A 17,407-nucleotide genomic window follows, 5' to 3' on the forward strand; every position below is an offset into this window, starting at 1 on the left:
GCGACCGGGGGCACAGATTGAGCACAGACGACACCGGGCGCCCCGGAACCGGCACCGCCGCGGGCGCCGCCGGCGGGACCGGCACGGTCGGCATCAAGCAGGTCGCCGCGCACGCCGGCGTCTCGCCGGGCACCGTCTCCAACGTGCTCAACCGGCCCGAGCGCGTCGCGGCCGCGACGCGCACCCGCGTCGAGCAGGCCATCCTGGAGCTCGGGTTCGTCCGCAACGGGTCGGCGTCCACGCTGCGCGCCGGGCACTCCAGCACGATCGGGCTGATGGTGCTGGACCTGGCGAACCCGTTCTTCACCGACGTCGCGCGCGGCGTCGAGGACGTCGCCAGCGAGCGCGGCTACGCGGTGATCCTGTCCTCGTCCGGCGAGTCCGACGAGCGGGAGCAGCGCAACCTGCGGGTCCTCGCCGAGCAGCGGGTCCGCGGCGTGCTGCTGACCCCCGTCGGCGACGAGGGCGACGGCGCCGACGGGCTGCGCGACCGCGGCGTGCCCGTCGTGCTGCTGGACCATCCGACGCCGCGCGCCAACCAGTGCTCGGTCGCCGTCGACGACGTCGCGGGCGGCGAGCTGGCGGTGCGGCACCTGCTCGACGACGGCGCCCGCACGCTCGGTTTCGTCACCGGCCCGCCCGGCCTGCGGCAGTGCGCGGACCGGCGGCGCGGCGCGCTGCGGGCGCTGCGCGCCGCGGGCCTCGGCCGCGACGTCATGCGGGAGGTGCCGGTCGGGGCGATGAACGCCCGCGCCGGGCAGGAGGCCGCGCGGCGGCTGCTGGAGTCCGGCGACCCGCTGCCCGAGGCGATCTTCTGCGCCAACGACCTGCTGGCGCTCGGGGTGCTGCGGGTGCTGCTGCAGGCCGGTGTGAAGGTGCCGGCTGACGTGGCGCTGATCGGGTACGACGACATCGAGTTCACCGCGGCGGCCGCCGTCCCGCTGAGCTCGGTGCGGCAGCCCACCTACCAGCTCGGCCGCATCGCGACGGAGCTGCTGCTCGAGGAGTGCGACGAGTCGCGCGCGCACGCCCACCAGCAGGTCATGTTCCAGCCGGAGCTGGTGGTCCGCGAGTCCAGCCGGGCCGCCGCCGAAGACCGGGAGATCACCCAGGCATGAAGGTCGCACTCTTCCTCACCTGCGTGAACGACACGATGTACCCGGGGACCGGGCGCGCGATGGTGCGGCTGCTGCGGCGGCTCGGCCACGACGTGGAGTTCCCCGAGTCGCAGACGTGCTGCGGCCAGATGCACCTCAACACCGGCTACCGCACGCAGGCACGGCACATGGTGAAGGGCTTCGCCGAGACGTTCGAGCCCTACGACGCGATCGTGACGCCGTCGGCGTCGTGCGGCGCGATGATCCGCGACTGGCACCCGAAGCTGGCGCCGCGCACCGCCGGCGTCGCGTCGCGGGTGTACGAGCTGTCGGAGTTCCTGGTGGACGTCCTCGGCGTCACCGACGTCGGCGCGTACTTCCCGCACCGCGTCACCTACCACCCGACGTGCCACTCGCTGCGGATGCTGCACGTCGGCGACCGGCCGCTGCGGCTGCTGCGCGAGGTGCGCGGCATCGACCTGGTCGACCTGCCGGACGCCCGGGAGTGCTGCGGGTTCGGCGGGACGTTCGCGCTGAAGAACTCCGAGGTGTCGGCCGCGATGTGCGCGGACAAGGTGACCGCCGTCCGCGAGACCAAGGCGGAGGCGCTGTGCGCCGCCGACAACTCGTGCCTGATGCACATCGGGGGCGCGCTCACGCGCACCCGCGCGGGGGTGCGGACCGTCCACCTGGCCGAGATCCTCGCGTCCACCGAGGAGGACCAGACATGAGCGAAGCGAACCGGGGGGTGTGGGGGGTCGCCCCCCCACAAGCAACACGCATGAGCACCGACGCGATGCCGACCTACGTCGGGATGCCGTCGTTCCCGGACGCGGCGCGGCGCGCGGTCGCCGACACCCGGCTGCGCGGCAACCTGGCGCACGCCACCACCACGATCCGCGACAAGCGCGCCGCCGCCGTCGCCGAGCTGGACGACTGGGAGGCGCTGCGCGAGGCGGGCAAGCAGATCAAGGACCACGTCCTCGCCAACCTCGGGCACTACCTGCGGCAGCTGGAGGAGAAGGTCACCGAGGCCGGCGGGACGGTGCACTGGGCGCGCGACGCCGCCGAGGCCAACCGGATCGTCGCCGGCCTGGTGAAGGCGACCGGCGAGACCGAGGTCGTCAAGGTCAAGTCGATGGCCACGCAGGAGATCGGGCTGAACGAGGCGCTCGCCGAGGACGGCGTCACCGCCTACGAGACCGACCTGGCGGAGCTGATCGTCCAGCTCGGGCACGACCGGCCGTCGCACATCCTCGTCCCGGCGATCCACCGGAACCGGTCCGACATCCGCGACATCTTCCTGCGCGAGATGGAGGACGTGCCGGAGGGCCTGACCGACTCCCCCGCCGCGCTGGCCGAGGCGGCGCGCCGCCACCTGCGCGCCAAGTTCCTGTCGGCGAAGGTCGCGATCTCCGGGGTGAACTTCGCCGTCGCCGACACCGGCACGCTCGTCGTGCTGGAGTCGGAGGGCAACGGCCGGATGTGCCTGACCATGCCCGAAACGCTGATCTCGGTGATGGGCGTGGAGAAGATCGTGCCGAGCCGGCGCGACCTGGAGGTCTTCCTCCAGCTGCTGCCCCGCTCGTCCACCGCCGAACGCATGAACCCCTACACCTCCACGTGGACGGGCGTGCATCCCGGCGACGGCCCGCAGGCGTTCCATCTCGTCCTGCTGGACAACGGGCGCACCGACACCCTCGCCGACGAGGTGGGCCGGCAGGCGCTGCGCTGCATCCGCTGCTCGGCGTGCCTGAACGTGTGCCCGGTCTACCAGCGCGCGGGCGGCCACGCCTACGGCTCGCCCTACCCGGGCCCGATCGGCGCGATCCTGTCGCCGCAGATCAGGGGCATCGGGTCGGAGGTCGACGCGTCGCTGCCGTACGCGTCGACGCTGTGCGGGGCGTGCTTCGAGGCGTGCCCGGTCGCCATCGACATCCCCGAGGTGCTCGTGCACCTGCGGGCCCGCGCCGTGGAGAGCGGCCCGCGCCACCCCCTCGAACGGGTGGCGATGACGGCGGCCGGGTGGACGCTGCGCTCCCCCACCCGCCTCGCGCTCGCGCAGCGCGCCGCGTCCGCGAGCCGCCGCGTCGTCGCGCCGCGCGGCCGGATCCGGCGGCTGCCGGGGCCGCTGAGCGCCTGGACCGAGACGCGGGACGCGCCCGCGCCGCCGCCCGAGTCGTTCCGCGCCTGGTGGAAACGGACCGGCGGCGGACGCAAGGAGGAGGACCGGTGAACGCGCGCGAGGAGATCCTCCGCCGGATCGACGGCATCATGCCCGCCCGCCCGGCCGCCGACGTCGCCGCCGGGTACGCCGCCATCGACCGGGGCTACCTGCGCCGCCACCACGAGGACGGCGTGCTCGACCTGTTCGCCGAGCGGGTCGCCGACTACCGGGCGACGGTCCTGCGGGTACCGGCGTCCGGGCTGGCCGCGATGGTCGCCGAGCGCCTCGCCGCCCGTCCGGGCGTCTACGGGGTCCCGGCGGGCCTGCCCGAGGAGTGGACGTCGCGGGTGACCGGCGACCTGGTCCGCGGCCCGGACGTCGCCGCGCTCGACGGGCTGGCCGGCGCGGTCACCGGCTGCGCCGCCGCGATCGCCGAGACCGGGACGATCGTCCTGGACCACGGCCCGGCGCAGGGCCCGCGCGCGCTGTCGCTCGTCCCCGACCACCACCTGATCATCGTGCTCGCCGACCAGGTGTCGCCGGACGTGCCGGAGGCGCTGGAGCGGCTCGACCCGCGGCGCCCGCTGACGTTCGTGTCCGGGCCGTCCGCGACCAGCGACATCGAGCTGCAGCGCGTCGAGGGCGTGCACGGGCCCCGCAACCTCGAGGTGGTGATCGCGGAATGAGCGAAGCGAACCGGGGGGCGTGGGGGGTCGTCCCCCCACAGGAGGCACGGATGACCGAGACGTTCGCCGCCGTGGACCTCGGCGCGTCCAGCGGGCGCGTGATGGCCGGGCGGGTCGGGCCCGGCACGCTGGAGCTGGAGGAGGTCCGGCGGTTCCCGAACCGCCCGGTCCGCGTCAACGGCACCCTGCACTGGGACATCCTGGGCCTTTACGGCAACGTCCTGGACGGGTTGCGCGCCGCGCCCGCCGGTCTCGCGTCGATCGGCATCGACTCGTGGGCCGTCGACTACGGGCTCCTCGACGCGGACGGGAGGCTCATCGGCAACCCCGTCCACTACCGCGACTCCCGCACCGACGGGGTCATGGACCGGATCCGCGCCGAGGTCGGCGACGACCTGCTGTACCAGACGTCCGGCCTGCAGTTCCTGCCGTTCAACACCGTCTACCAGCTCGCCGCCGACGACCTGGCGCGCGCCCGCACGCTGCTGCTGGTCCCCGACCTGCTGGCGCACTGGCTGACCGGCGCGGTCGGCGCGGAGCGGACCAACGCGTCCACGACCGGCCTGCTGGACGTGCGGGACGGCGCCTGGTCGCAGGACCTGCTCGCGCGCCTGGGCCTGCCCGCCGGCGTCCTGCCGCCGATCCGCGAGCCCGGCGAGGTGCTCGGGACGCTGCGCCCCGACGTCGCGGCGGAGACCGGCCACCCGGTGACGCTCCCGGTCGTGGCGGTCGGGTCGCACGACACCGCGTCCGCGGTCGCCGCCGTCCCCGCCACCACCGACCGGTTCGCCTACATCTCCTGCGGCACCTGGTCGCTGGTCGGCGTGGAACTGAGCGAACCCGTGCTGACCGAGGCGAGCCGCAAGGCGAACTTCACCAACGAGGGCGGCGTGGACGGCACCGTCCGCTACCTGCGCAACGTCATGGGCCTGTGGCTGCTGCAGGAGTCGATGCGCGCGTGGGGGAACCCCGACCTGCCGGCGCTGCTCGCCGAGGCCGCGGACGTGCCGGGCCTGCGCAGCCTCATCGACCCCGACGACCCCGAGTTCCTGCCGCCGGGCGACATGCCCGCGCGGATCGCCGCGCACTGCCGCCGCCGCGGGTTCCCCGAGCCCGCGACCCGCGCCGAGACCGTCCGCTGCATCATGGACAGCCTCGCCCTCGCGCACCGCGCCACGCTGCGGCAGGCGTCCCGGCTTTCCGGGCAGGAGATCGACGTGGTGCACCTGGTCGGCGGCGGCAGCCGCAACGAGCTGCTGTGCCGGCTGACCGCCGACGCCGCCGGGCTGCCCGTGGTGGCCGGTCCCGTCGAGGCGACGGCGCTCGGCAACGTCCTCACCCAGGCCCGCGCGCACGGCCTCGCCGGCACCCTCGCCGAATCGCGCGCGCTGGTCGCCGCGACGCAGCCGTTGCGCCGCTACGAGCCGTCCGGGGACACCGCCCGCTGGTCCGAGGCCGCCGCCCGCCTGCACCTCGACCGCTGACCCGCGGTCCGGTCCGGGAATGTCACGTTCCCGGGAGGGTTTGACTCCCCGCGGTTGACATGCGGGGCGTGTCGGCGGTTGATAGCAGGGACGCGCGGGGCGTGTTGCCCCGCTCCTATTGACGTTCGACCCGATAAGGTAAAACCCGCTTGAAGGACCGGGAAGCACGGCAAGCATGATCAGGGCGTGTCGGCCGCCTGTCTCTGTTGGGGTGTGGACATGAGCGACGCCGGTGCTCCGCTGGTGGGGCGACGGGACGCGCTCGGCGCGCTGAACCGCGCGCTGGACGCGACCGCCACGGGCTACGGCTTCCTGGCGCTGGTCGGCGAGCCCGGCGCCGGCAAGACCCGGCTGCTGTCCGAGCTCGCCGACGGCGCGGCCGCCCGCAAGCTGCCCTACCTGGCCGGCCGCGCCGCCGAGTTCGAGCAGGAGATGCCGTTCGGCGCCGTGGTCGACGCGCTCGACGACCGGCTGGAGGACGACGCCCCCGACCTGTCGCCCGGCGCGCTGCGGCTGCTCGGCACCATCTTCCCCTCGCTGGCCGACCGCGTCGCCGGCCCCGGCGGGGAACCGGCGCGCGACGGCGCCGCCGAGGGCGCCGCCGACCCGGTCGCCCGCTACCAGCTGCACCGCAGCGTCCGGCACCTGCTGGAGCGGCTGGCGGCGCCGTCCGGGCTGGTGCTGATCCTGGACGACCTGCACTGGGCCGACGACGCGACGATCGAGCTGCTGGACCACCTCGTCCGGCACCCGCCGCGCGCGAACGTGCTGGTCGCGGTCGCCTACCGGCCCGCGCAGGCGTCGCCGCGGCTGGCGGCGCTGGCGGACGCGGCCGGCCTCGTGGGCACCCGCGTCCCGGTGGAGCCGCTGTCCCGCGGCGAGGTGGAGGAGTTCCTCGGCCCGCAGGTGCCCCGCGCCCGCGCCGAGTCGCTGTACAAGGCCAGCGGCGGCAACCCGTTCTACCTGGAGGCGCTGGCCCGGATGGGCCGGCGCGGCGACCGCGTCCTCGGCGCCGACGGGATCGAGGGGCGGGACTGGGAGCGGGGCGTGGCGAACCTGACCGAGGTGCCGCCCGCCGTCCGGACCGCGCTGCAGGTCGAGCTGAGCGCGCTGCCGCCCGAGGCGCTGCTGATGGCGCGCGGCGCGGCCGTCGCGGCGGACGTGTTCGAGCCGGCGCTGGCGGCGGTCGCCGCGGAGATGGCGCAGGAGGACGCGCTCGCCGCGCTGGACGCGCTGACCGCGCACGACGTGGTCCGGCCGACGTCGGGCGGCCGGTTCCGGTTCCGGCATCCGCTGGTGCGGCACGTCGCCTACGCCTCGACGGCGGCCGGCTGGCGGTTCGCGGCCCACTCGCGGGTGGCGGCGCAGCTCGCCGAGCTCGGCGCCCCGGCGGCGGTGCGCGCCCACCACGTGCTGCGGTCGGCCCGGTTCGGCGACCCCGAGGCGATCGGGACGCTGGTCGAGGCGGCCCGCGCCGTCGCGCCCCAGGCGCCCGGCACCGCCGGGTACTGGCTGGAGGCGGCGCTCGGCCTGATGCCGGACGGCACCGACCCGTCCGGCGCCTACCCGGACCGGATCCAGCTCCTGATGGAGCTCGCGCACGTGCAGGCGGTCAGCGGGCACGCCGAGGAGGGCCGCGAGACGGCCCGGACGCTGCTGGGCCTGCTGCCGCTGGACGACACCGTCCGGCGGGCCCGCACGGTGCAGCTGTGCGCGGTGATGGACCGGCAGCTCGGCCGCATCCACGAGGCCCGCGCGCTGGTGCTGGACGAGCTGCGCCGCATCACCGACCGGCAGACCCCCGAGGCGGTGCTGCTGCGGATCCGGCTGGTCGCCGACCGGATCCAGCGCATCGACACGCGGGGGTCGCACGCCGTCCTGGAGACCATCCCCGAGAGCGCGCCGCAGTGGGGCCCGGGCCTGGTCGCGGCGGTCGCGGCGATGCGCCCGATGGTGTCGTACGGGCGCGGCGAGGTGGCGGAGGCGATCGCCTACGCCGAGGCCGCCGACCAGCGGTTCTCCGCCGCGTCCGACGGCGACTTCGCCGACTGCCTGGACTACATGGTCTGGCTGCTGTTCGCCGAGGCGTTCCTCGGCATGTACGACCACGCGATCCGGCACGCCGACCGGCTGGTGGCGATCACCCGGGCGACCGGGCAGACGTTCATCCTCGGCTACATGCTCGCCGGGCGGTCGCGGGCGCTGATGCTGCGCGGCCGGCTGGCGGAGGCCGCCGCGGACGCCGACGAGGCCACCGCCGTCGGGCGCGAGCTGCGCTCCCCGGAGGTGCTCGCCTACGGGCTGATCCAGCAGTGCCTGACGGCGAGCTGGGCCGGCGACCACGACCGGGCGCTGCGGGCGGCCGAGGAGGCGGTCGCCAGCGACACCGGGTCGGGCGAGTGGTGGACGCACATGGCGCACGTGGCGCTCGCCACCGCGACCATCAACGCGGGCCGCACCGACGAGGGCGCGGAGGCGCTGGTCGCGGCGTGCGGCGACGGCACGCGGGGGCTCGACTTCAGCACGCTGGTGATGTGCGCCGAGCAGCTCGCCCGCGTGCGGGCCGGGCAGGACGACGCCGCCGGCGCCGCCGGCTGGGCCGACATCGCCGAGGCCATCGCCCATCCCGCGCTGCCCGGCGACGTCGGGCTGGCCCGGCTGGCGCGGGCGCACGCGGTCCGGGCCGCCGAGCCGGCCCGTGCCGCGCGGCTCGCGGCGGAGGCGGCGGGGCTGCTGGCCGGGACGGGCCGCCGGCTGGAGGCCGGGCGCGCCGAGCTGGCCGCCGGGACGGCGCACGCGGCCGCCGACGAGCGCGCCGAGGCCCGCGAGCGGCTGCGCGCGGCGGCGGACGTCTTCGAGGAGTGCGGGATGCTCGGGCTGCACGGGCAGGCCGTCCGCGAGCAGCGGCGGCTCGGCGTGCGGGTGCCGGGCGGCGGCCGCACCGCGCCCGCCCGGGGCAAGGGCAGGAGCGACCTGCCGTTCGGGCTGTCGCCGCGCGAGCACGAGATCGCGCTGCTGGTCGCCGAGGGGTGCAGCAACCAGCAGATCGCCGAGCGGCTGTACCTCAGCGTCCGGACGGTGGAGACGCACCTGTCCCGGGTGTTCGCCAAGATCGGCGTGTCCTCGCGGGTCGGGGTGGCGACGGCGATGAACCGCCAGCCGGAGCAGCGCTGAACCGGCGGGGCTGAACCAACGGGCCGGAACGGTCCTCTTATCTCACGTACGCGGGCGTACGGGGTCCGCCGTCCCACGCACCACGTAAGTACGGGTTCTCCACGATGCCGGGCCTGCGGCCGCGTTTGACAAGGTGGGGGCCTCGGGAAGCCGGAAGGGAAACGACATGGACCAGCGGATCGCGCGTTTCACGCTCGCGGGCGTCGCCGACGCCGAGGTCTCCGTGCATCCCTTCGCGACCGGCGACGGGCTGGGCCTGAACCTCACCCGCTTCCGCCGCGCCGACAGCGACGACGTCGTCCTGCTGGTGCACGGGCTCACCACCTCCAGCGACATGTACATCATGCCGGAGCACGAGAACCTGGTGAACTTCCTGCACGACTCGGGGTTCGGGGACGTGTGGGCGCTGGACTTCCGGATGAGCGGCCGGTTCCCCTACGACGCCGAGACGCACCGCTACACCCTCGACGACGTCGCGCAGTGGGACCATCCCGCGGCGATCGCCGAGCTGCGCCGGCACATCGGGGACCGGCGGGTGCACGTGATCTCGCACTGCCTGGGGTCGGTGTCGTTCGCGATGGCGCTGTTCGCCGGCACCGTCACCGGCATCACCAGCCTGACCTGCAACAGCGTCGCGCTGACGCCGCGGACGTCGCGCTGGTCCAGGATCAAGCTGGGGTACGGCCCGGCGATGCTGGAGTACGTGCTCGGCCCCGCCCACCTCGACCCGCGCTACGGCGGCGCTCCCGTGCTGACCCGCGGCTGGATGATCGCCAAGGCGGTCGGCCCGTTCCACCGGGGCTGCGACGAGCCCGCGTGCCACATGCTCAGCTTCATGTGGGGCGGCGGCAAGCCGATCTTCAGCCACGACAAGATGTCGCCGGTCACGCACGCCCGGCTCCCCGACCTGTTCGGCTCCGTCGGCGTGCACTACTACCGGCACGTCCACAAGATGGTGAAGGCCGGGCGGGCGGTGAGGTACGACCCGCGAGATCCCCGCCACGCCGCGCTGCCCGCCGAGTACCTGTCCGGCGCGGCGGACGTCGCCACTCCGATCCTGTTCCTCACCGGAGACCGCAACCACGTGTTCACCGACTCCAACATCGTCTGCCACCACACGCTCGAGCGGGTCGCGCCGGGCCTGCACGAGCTGGAGATCCTCCCCGGCTACGGCCACCAGGACCCGTTCATGGGCGCCGCGTCCGCCACCGAGGTGTTCCCGCAGGTGCTGGACTTCCTGAAGCGGAAGGCGGGCTGACATGGGCGCCCCCCGCGAGAGCGTCGAGCACGCCGACACCGTCGTCATCGGCTCCGGGTTCGGCGGCTCGGTGGCCGCCTTCCGGCTGGCGGAGGCGGGCCGGCCGGTCGTGCTGCTGGAGCGCGGGCAGCCGTACCCGCCCGGCAGCTTCCCCCGCTCCCCCGCGCAGATGGGGCGGGCGTTCTGGGACCCGGCGGCCGGGCTGTACGGGATGTTCGACGTGTGGAGCTTCGACGGCTGCGACTCGGTCGTGTCGTCCGGGCTCGGCGGCGGCTCGCTGATCTACGCCAACGTGCTGCTGCGCAAGGACGAGCACTGGTTCGTGCACGACGAGCCGATGCGCGGCGGCGGGTACCGGCCGTGGCCGGTCTCCCGCGCCGACCTCGACCCGCACTACGGCGCGGTCGAGGAGATGCTGGGCGCGACGCCGTACCCGCTGGACCGCCCGCCGTTCGACGACACGCCGAAGACGCACGCCATGCAGGACGCGGCGGCCGAGCTCGGGCTGGACTGCACGCTGCCGCCGCTCGCGGTCAGCTTCGCCGACCGGCCCGGCGGCACCCCCGGTATCGGCCTGCCGATCGCCGACGCCGGGTACGGCAACATCCACGGGGTCGGCAGGCGGACCTGCCGGCTGTGCGGCGAGTGCGACATCGGCTGCAACGAGGGCGCCAAGAACAGCCTCGACCACACCTACCTGTCGGCGGCGGCGCACCACGGCGCCGACATCCGCACCTCGCACGAGGTGAAGGCGATCCGGCCGCGCCCGGGCGGCGGGTACGAGGTCGACTACGTCCACCACGCCGACCTGACCGCCAAGGAGAGGCGGCCCGAGGTCGCCACCATCTCCTGCGACCGGCTGGTCCTCGGCGCCGGCACCTACGGGACGACGTTCCTGCTGATGAAGTGCAAGGAGGCGTTCCCCGGGCTGAGCGAGGCGCTCGGCAGCCGCTTCAGCGGCAACGGCGACCTGCTGACGTTCCTGCTGAACGCCAGGGACCGCGACCGCGTCCGGCCGCTGGACGCCTCCCGCGGCCCGGTCATCACCACCGCGATCCGGCTGCCGGACGAGGTCGACGGGGTGCCCGGCGCGGGCCGCGGCGCCTACATCGAGGACGGCGGCTACCCGGCGTTCGCCGACTGGATCGTGCAGGGCTTCGACACCGGCCACGAGATCGAGCGCGCGGTGCGGTTCCTGTGGGGCCGCTTCACCGAGTTCTTCAAGGACGCGCCGGACACCAACCTGTCCAAGGAGATCTCCGACCTGATCGGCGACGGGGCGCTGACGGTCAGCTCGCTGCCGCTGCTCGGCATGGGCCGCGACACCGCGGACGGGCGGCTGTTCCTGCGCGGCGGGCGGCTCGCCGCGGAGTACACGGCCGAGACCAGCGAGGCGCTGTTCACCCGCGTCCGCAAGACCATGCAGGGGATGGCGGACGTGCTCGGCGCGCACTACGCCGACAACCCGATGTGGTTCCGCAAGCGGATCGTCACGGTGCATCCGCTGGGCGGCGCCCCGATGGGCGCCCACCCGGGCGAGGGCGTCTGCGACGCCTTCGGCGAGGTGTTCGGGTTCCCGGGCCTGTACGTCGCCGACGGGGCGGCGATGCCGGGCCCGGTGGGCCCGAACCCCTCGCTCACGATCGCCGCGCAGGCCGACCGGCTCGCGACGCGGCTGCTGGACAACCTGCCCGCGCGCGGGGGCGCGGCACGGGCGGGGGACGGGGGGGCGGAGGGTGCGGGGACCGTCCCGTCCGACACGGGGGCCGGGCCGGCCGGGGTGGCCGGCTCGCCGGACGGGGCGGGGCGCGACCCGGCGTACGGCACGGGTTCGGGGAGCCGCGGGGGTCCGGGGGGACCGTCCGCCGCGGCGCCCGGCCGTACGTCGCTGTCGTTCACCGAGGAGATGAAGGGGTTCGTCACCTACGGGGAGACCGACCCGCGGACCGGCGAGCTGGCCGCCGGGCGGATCCCGCTGTCGTTCAGGCTGACGATCACCGCCGACGACGTGGACCGGTTCCTCGGCGAGCCGGACCACACCGCGTCCGCCGAGGGGTGGGTGGACGCGCGGGGGCACGGGGGCCGCCGCGCGGTGGAGCGGGGGTGGTTCAACCTGTTCGTCCCGGACGGCGGGGAGGACCGCCGGCTGATGAAGTACCGGCTGTACTTCACCGACGGGGCGGGCCGGCCGCTGACCCTGGCGGGGCACAAGAACGTCCTGCACGGTCCGCCGACGCGGATCTGGCCGGACACCTCCACGCTGTACGTGCGGCTGCTGGAGGGGCACGTCCCGGAGGAGGCGGAGGGCGGGGCGCCGGTCGCGGGGGCGGGCGTCCTGCACATCCGGCTGACCGACTTCGCGCGGCAGCTGGCGACCTTCCGCACGACCGGTCCGGACGGCGCGGAGGCGCTGGTGCGGTTCGGCCGGTTCTTCGGCGGGGAGCTGTGGGAGGTGTACGGCCCGGACCGCGCGGGCTGATCGCCTCAGGGGGGCTCGATCGTGCAGGCCGAGGGAACTGCGGGGTGCTCTCGGCCTGCACCTTTTTCTTCGCCCGGGTTCGCGCCCGGGCGCGCTAGAGGTCGCCGGCGCGGCGGGCGGGGCAGTCGGGCGGGCAGTGCTCGGCGTGCGCGGGCAGCCACCGGGTGAACGCCTCGACCATCCATTTCAGGCCGACGCGCAGCAGCGGGCCGGTGCCGGGGACCAGCGGTTCGAACTGCGACCGCCAGCGGATGAACGTGCCGGTGCCGCGCTGGTCGAGGTGCACGTCGGAGCGGTAGCGGCGGAGGGGCAGCCCTTTGAGCGCGATGTAGGCGAAATGGGTGTCGGGCTCGTAGGCGACGGTCTGCTCGGCGGCGGGCCAGATCGCCTTGACCGCGCCGACGCCGTAGGTGGCGGTGTCGCCCTCGCGGGCCTGCTTGGCGGGGGTGGGGAACTTGCCCCAGGCGCCCCACGCCTCGGGGACGGCCAGGTGCCGGAAGACCTCGGCGGGCGTGGCGGTGGTGGCGGCGGTCGCCTCGATCTCGTACGGCATGGTGGCTGCGGTCCCTCCCGGGCGTGATTACCGAACGGTAGCCAGCGGGGTACCGGCGCACAAGCCCCGGTGCCCGCGCGTCCGGTCAGCGCCCGGCGAGCCGCGTCCGGTAGACGGCGCGGGCCCGGTCGAGCAGGCCGAGGTGGTCGGCGAGCTGCTCGGGGCCCTCCAGGCGGGCGGCGCCGCGGATCATCTCCTCCAGTCCGTCGAGGTAGTCCAGGCACCAGCGCAGGTCGGCTTCGCGGGCCACGTGCCGGCCGTCCACGCGCAGGTGGACGGGGCTGGTGTGGGCGAACGCGCCGGCATGGTTCATCGACCGCGGGTGCGGCGGCCCGGTCGCGACGGCGACGAGGTAGGTGGGGCGCTCCGCGGTGAGCTCGGCGGTGACCTCGCCGGGCGGGCCTTCGGCGATGACGCCGTCGGCCGTGCGGAGCTGGACGGTCAGCACCTCGGGGCCGATGGTCCGGGCCGTCACGGTGACGCGGTCGCCCGGGGCGAGGTCCAGGACGTCGCCGGGGCCGTGCCCGTCCACCTCCAGCTCCAGCCACGGCCCGGTGGTCGCGAAAGTGCGGCCCCGCCGGACGGCCTCGGCGAACGACGCGGCGGTGAGGGGGCCGTCCACGCGGGCGTAGACGCGTCCCCACCCGGGCGGGCTCGACTGGTTGCCGCGCCGCTGGAACGACAGCATCGCGTCCGTCCCGGCGGTGGCGGCGAGCGCGTTGCCCGCGCCGAGGAGCCGCCGGTAGACGACGGCGGTGGCCTGGATGGAGGAGTGGTTGACGACGTCGAGGGAGTCGACGAGGCCGAGCGCGGCGTCGGCGACGATCTCGCGGGCGGAGCAGTTGCGGCCGGACGTCAGCAGCGCGGCGGGCGGGTCGTCGTCGTTGACCGGGATGTGGAACGGGTGGCTGTAGCCCATGAGCGCGCCGCGTTCGCGCAGCTCGCGGTAGCCCTCGCCGTTGGGCGGCCAGTCGGGGGCGCCGAGGAACCCGGTGTGGTAGCGGCCGGGCGGCGCGTCCATGCCGAACGCGTAGAGGTGGCCGAGCAGGTCGTTGCGGTACTCGACGCCGAGCCGGGCGAGGTGCGCGGCGTCCGACCACGGCAGGTCGTCCCCGGCCCAGTGCTCCAGGGCCTCGCGGTCGTAGACGCGGTCGCCGGCGACGTTCCCGGCGACGAGGTTGAGGACGTGCAGGTCCTCGCCCTGCTGGACGGCGGCGGCCTGCGCGGGCGTCCCGACGGTGTCGCCCGTCCAGTTCATGTGGACGTGCATGTCGCCGCCGAACCAGCCCCTGGCGGCCGCGTCGTACAGCCGCGCGGGGGCGAGTTCCACGAGGGTCTCCGCGCCGGCCGCCGGGGTGAGCGCCTTCTCGGCGGTCCCGTACTCCATCCCCCGGGTGACGCGGACGGTGAGGGGTTCGGCGGGGACGTCCAGGACGATGTCGTCGCCGTGGAAGTAGGGCGTGCGGTGCGCGTCGATCCGCTCGGGCGCGCCGCCCGGGTACCAGCCCTGGCCGTCGGCGCCGACGACCGTCCAGCGGCAGGGGAACCCGGCGCGCAGCCGCAGCCGCCCGGCGGGGGCGCGCCGGACGAGCGCGTCGAGTGCGACCGGCGTCCCGTCCACGGTGACCCGGCTGCCGGAGGTGATCGGGACGAGCCGGGCGCCGCCGGGCGCGATCTCGTGGTCGGTGCCGTCCACCCGCACGGTGGCGGGGGCGCCCTGGGACGGGTCGATGAGCAGGGTGGTGTGCAGGTCCCGCTCGTCCAGCAGGGTCCGGAGGACGGCGTGCAGGGACGCGCCGTCCGGGGTGAGGCGCAGGACGGCGAGGTTGTCCAGGGCGTGGCCGGCGAGCGCGTCGCGGACGACCTCGGCGGCGTCGAGTTCGGGAATGCGGGCGTCGATCTCCTCGGGCGGGGCGTCCGGGTACCGCGCCATGAGCTGCTGGAGGCCGGTGATCCAGAAGTCGTACTCGTTCAGCAGGAACGCGCTGGTCTCGATCTGCCGGACGAAGCCGTTGGCGGGCTCCCCCCAGGTCGGGCCGTGCTCGCGCAGCAGGCGCCGGTACTTCTCCAGGGCCCGCGCGACAGCGGGCGGTGCCAACGGGTCGGCGTCGCACATCGTCGTCTCCCGGTGTGGGGGACCGTCAGCGTGACACGGAACCGGTACGTCGCCTAGGGCCGCCCGGCGTCCCGGATGCGCCATGTGCGCCGCGGTACACGAATTGCACCACCGCGTATATGGATCATGCTCCGGGAGCCTGCGGCGTCTGGGCGCGCGCGCGGAAAGCGGCGGTCTTCACGCGGTTCTGGCACGCGGTCGAGCAGAACCGGCGCTTGCCGTTGCGGGAGGTGTCGACGTAGACGCGGTCGCAGTGCGGCGCGGTGCACACCCCGAGCCGGTCGGCGAACTCGCCGCCGAGGACGACGGCGAGGCCGGTGGCGCAGGACGCGCCCCATTCGGCGGTGATGGTGTCGCCGACGCCGTGGAAGTGCACGTGCCACGGCTGGCCGTCGTGGCGCTCCAGCCGGGGCCTGGCCCGGCTCTCCTCCAGCAGCCGGTTGATCCGCCCGGCGGCGGCGTCCAGGTCGCCGCCGGCGGCGGCCTCGAAGACGGCGCGCAGCTCGCGGGCGACGGCGGCCAGCTCGGCGGCCTGGTCCGCGGTGAGCCTCCGCCCCCAGCCGGCGTCCTCCAGGAACGCCTCGCCCGCGGCGACGACGTCGGGCACCGCGAAGGGGCGGCCGCGGCTCTCGCCCTCGGTCAGCCGGTTGACCAGGGCGACGGTGTCGGCCACCACCCCGTCGGTGTAACTGTTGAAATTCACTTGACCAGTCACGCCTTTCCGGTTTAGCGTGTGACTGTCCAAAGGCTACATGACAGTTACAGGAGGGGTCATGACGCTGCTCGACCAGGAGACCGCCGGCACCTGGATCGCGCGCTGGGACGCCCAGCAGGAGGGCTACGTGCCCGACCGCGAGGAGCGCTTCACCGCGATGGTCGACGCCGTCGAGGCCGCCGCCGGGCGCCCCGACCCGCTCCTGCTGGACCTCGGCTGCGGGCCCGGCTCGCTCGCCGGCCGGATCCTCGACCGCATCCCCGGCGCCACCGTCGTCGCCGTCGACACCGACCCGCTGCTGCTGTCGCTCGGCCGCGCCGTGCACGCCGGCCGCGACGGCGTCCGCTTCACCTCGCTCGACCTGCGCGAGCCCGGCTGGGCGGCCCGGCTGCGGCTGCCCCGGCAGGCCGACGCCGCCGTCAGCACCACCGCGCTGCACTGGATCTCCCCCGCCGGGCTGCGCGTCGTCTACGCCGAGCTGGCGACGCTGCTGCGGCCCGGCGGCCTGTTCCTCAACGGCGACGACCTGCACGTCGACGACGTCGCACCCGGCCTGGACCGGCTGGAGGGCGCGCTGCGCGAGCGCCGGCTGGCCCGGCACCGCGCCGGCGGAGCGCGCCCGGAGAACTGGGAGCAGTGGTGGGAGGCGATCGGCGCCGACCCCGCCTTCGCCGAGCTGCGCGGCCGCAGCGCCGAGGAGGTGACCGGCCACCACGGCTCGCCGTCGCGGCTGCTGTCCGCGCACGCCGACGCGCTGCGCGCGGCCGGGTTCGGCGAGGTCGGCACCCTCTGGCAGCACGGCGGCAACCGCGTGCTCGCCGCCCTGCTCGGCACCTGACCGCAACGCGCGGGGCCGCGCCCCGCGGGCGGGCCCGTTGGCCGTACGCTCGGCGATCGTTGAGTTCGCCGAGCCGGCGGTCGCGCCGGTACCGACAGTAAGGAACGATCATGAGCACAGCGGCGGACGGCGCCCCGGTCACCCTGGTCACCGGCGGCGGCAGCGGGATCGGCGCGGCCACCACCCGGCTCCTGCTCGGCCGGGGGCACCGCGTCGCGATCACCGGGCGCGGCGAGGAGCGGCTGAAGGCGTTCGCCGCCGAGACCGGCGCCGGCGACGCGCTGCTGGCCTTCCCCGGCGACGCGTCCGACCCGGCCGCGGTCGGCGCTGCGGTGGACGGGGCGGTCGAGCGATTCGGGCGGCTCGACCACGTGGTCGCCAACGCGGGGTTCTCCACCCACGACGACCTGGCGAACGGCGACCCGGAGCAGTGGCGGGAGATGCTGCTGACCAACGTCCTCGGCCCGGCGCTGCTGGTCAAGGCGGCGCTGCCCGCGCTGCGCGTGTCCGGCGGCCGGATCGTGCTGGTCGGCAGCACCGCCGGCGTGAAGAACACGCCCGGCAACTTCTACTCGGTGACGAAGTTCGCGGTGTCGGCGCTGGCGGAGAACGCCCGGGTGCTGGTCACCGGCTCGGGCGTCGGCGTCACGCTCGTCTCCCCCGGACGGGTGGAGTCGCCGTTCTGGGACTCCCGGGACGACGGCGTGCCCGACGGCCCGGTCATGACGCCGGAGAACGTCGCGGAGTCGATCGTGTGGGCGCTGTCGCAGCCGTCGGGCGTCGAGGTCAACTCCGTGGTGCTGCGGCCGTCCGGCCAGGTGCACTGACGGCGGCCGGCTG

At 75.1% G+C, this 17,407-nt stretch carries 13 protein-coding genes; 10 read left to right on the forward strand and 3 right to left on the reverse strand.

What is annotated here, in order from left to right:
* The first annotated feature begins 17 nt into the window (after positions 1-17).
* From ACA514_RS02390 to ACA514_RS02425, 8 genes are all read left to right on the forward strand, one after another.
* Positions 18-1,118: a LacI family DNA-binding transcriptional regulator gene (locus ACA514_RS02390; RefSeq protein ID WP_375039290.1), complete on the forward strand. Its 1,101-nt coding sequence runs from the start codon at positions 18-20 to the stop codon at positions 1,116-1,118.
* Positions 1,115-1,828, forward strand: coding sequence for a (Fe-S)-binding protein (locus tag ACA514_RS02395; protein ID WP_375039291.1), 714 nt, complete (start codon positions 1,115-1,117; stop codon positions 1,826-1,828). Before ACA514_RS02390 ends, ACA514_RS02395 begins: the two co-directional genes overlap by 4 nt.
* Before the next feature lie 50 nt (positions 1,829-1,878).
* Positions 1,879-3,333 carry a LutB/LldF family L-lactate oxidation iron-sulfur protein gene (locus ACA514_RS02400; RefSeq protein ID WP_375039292.1) on the forward strand — a complete coding sequence of 485 codons (1,455 nt, stop codon included), beginning with the start codon at positions 1,879-1,881 and terminating at the stop codon, positions 3,331-3,333.
* A gap of 38 nt (positions 3,334-3,371) precedes the next feature.
* Complete coding sequence (locus tag ACA514_RS02405; RefSeq protein WP_375039381.1) at positions 3,372-3,950, forward strand: lactate utilization protein C; 579 nt, start codon at positions 3,372-3,374, stop codon at positions 3,948-3,950.
* A 50-nt stretch (positions 3,951-4,000) separates the two neighbouring features.
* A complete protein-coding gene (locus ACA514_RS02410; protein ID WP_375039293.1) occupies positions 4,001-5,434 on the forward strand; it encodes a rhamnulokinase family protein in 1,434 nt (477 codons plus the stop codon).
* Positions 5,435-5,653: 219 nt separating this feature from the next.
* On the forward strand, positions 5,654-8,608 hold the full coding sequence (locus tag ACA514_RS02415; RefSeq protein WP_375039294.1) for an AAA family ATPase: 2,955 nt from the start codon (positions 5,654-5,656) through the stop codon (positions 8,606-8,608).
* Positions 8,609-8,774: 166 nt separating this feature from the next.
* Positions 8,775-9,866, forward strand: coding sequence for an alpha/beta hydrolase (locus ACA514_RS02420; RefSeq protein ID WP_375039295.1), 1,092 nt, complete (start codon positions 8,775-8,777; stop codon positions 9,864-9,866).
* A 1-nt stretch (position 9,867) separates the two neighbouring features.
* Complete coding sequence (locus ACA514_RS02425; RefSeq protein WP_375039296.1) at positions 9,868-12,345, forward strand: GMC oxidoreductase; 2,478 nt, start codon at positions 9,868-9,870, stop codon at positions 12,343-12,345.
* Positions 12,346-12,439: 94 nt separating this feature from the next.
* Here the strand turns inward: ACA514_RS02425 and ACA514_RS02430 are convergent, their stop codons facing one another.
* From ACA514_RS02430 to ACA514_RS02440, 3 genes are all read right to left on the reverse strand, one after another.
* Positions 12,440-12,898, reverse strand: coding sequence for an SRPBCC family protein (locus ACA514_RS02430; RefSeq protein ID WP_375039297.1), 459 nt, complete (start codon positions 12,896-12,898; stop codon positions 12,440-12,442).
* Between the two features lie 85 nt (positions 12,899-12,983).
* Entirely contained in the window at positions 12,984-15,014 is a 2,031-nt protein-coding gene (locus ACA514_RS02435; protein WP_375039298.1) for a CehA/McbA family metallohydrolase, read from the reverse strand.
* A 124-nt stretch (positions 15,015-15,138) separates the two neighbouring features.
* On the reverse strand, positions 15,139-15,717 hold the full coding sequence (locus tag ACA514_RS02440) for a CGNR zinc finger domain-containing protein (RefSeq protein WP_375039299.1): 579 nt from the start codon (positions 15,715-15,717) through the stop codon (positions 15,139-15,141).
* Between the two features lie 70 nt (positions 15,718-15,787).
* Here ACA514_RS02440 and ACA514_RS02445 point away from each other — a divergent pair, with 70 nt between their 5' ends.
* Positions 15,788-16,567, forward strand: a complete 780-nt coding sequence (locus ACA514_RS02445; protein ID WP_375039300.1) for a class I SAM-dependent methyltransferase — start codon at positions 15,788-15,790, stop codon at positions 16,565-16,567.
* Positions 16,568-16,677: 110 nt separating this feature from the next.
* Positions 16,678-17,394 (forward strand): SDR family oxidoreductase, encoded by a 717-nt coding sequence (locus tag ACA514_RS02450; RefSeq protein ID WP_375039301.1) that lies wholly within the window; start codon positions 16,678-16,680, stop codon positions 17,392-17,394.
* Positions 17,395-17,407 lie beyond the last annotated feature (13 nt).

This window comes from Actinomadura sp. NTSP31, assembly GCF_041951385.1.
Taxonomy (GTDB): Bacteria; Actinomycetota; Actinomycetes; order Streptosporangiales; family Streptosporangiaceae; genus Spirillospora; species Spirillospora napierensis.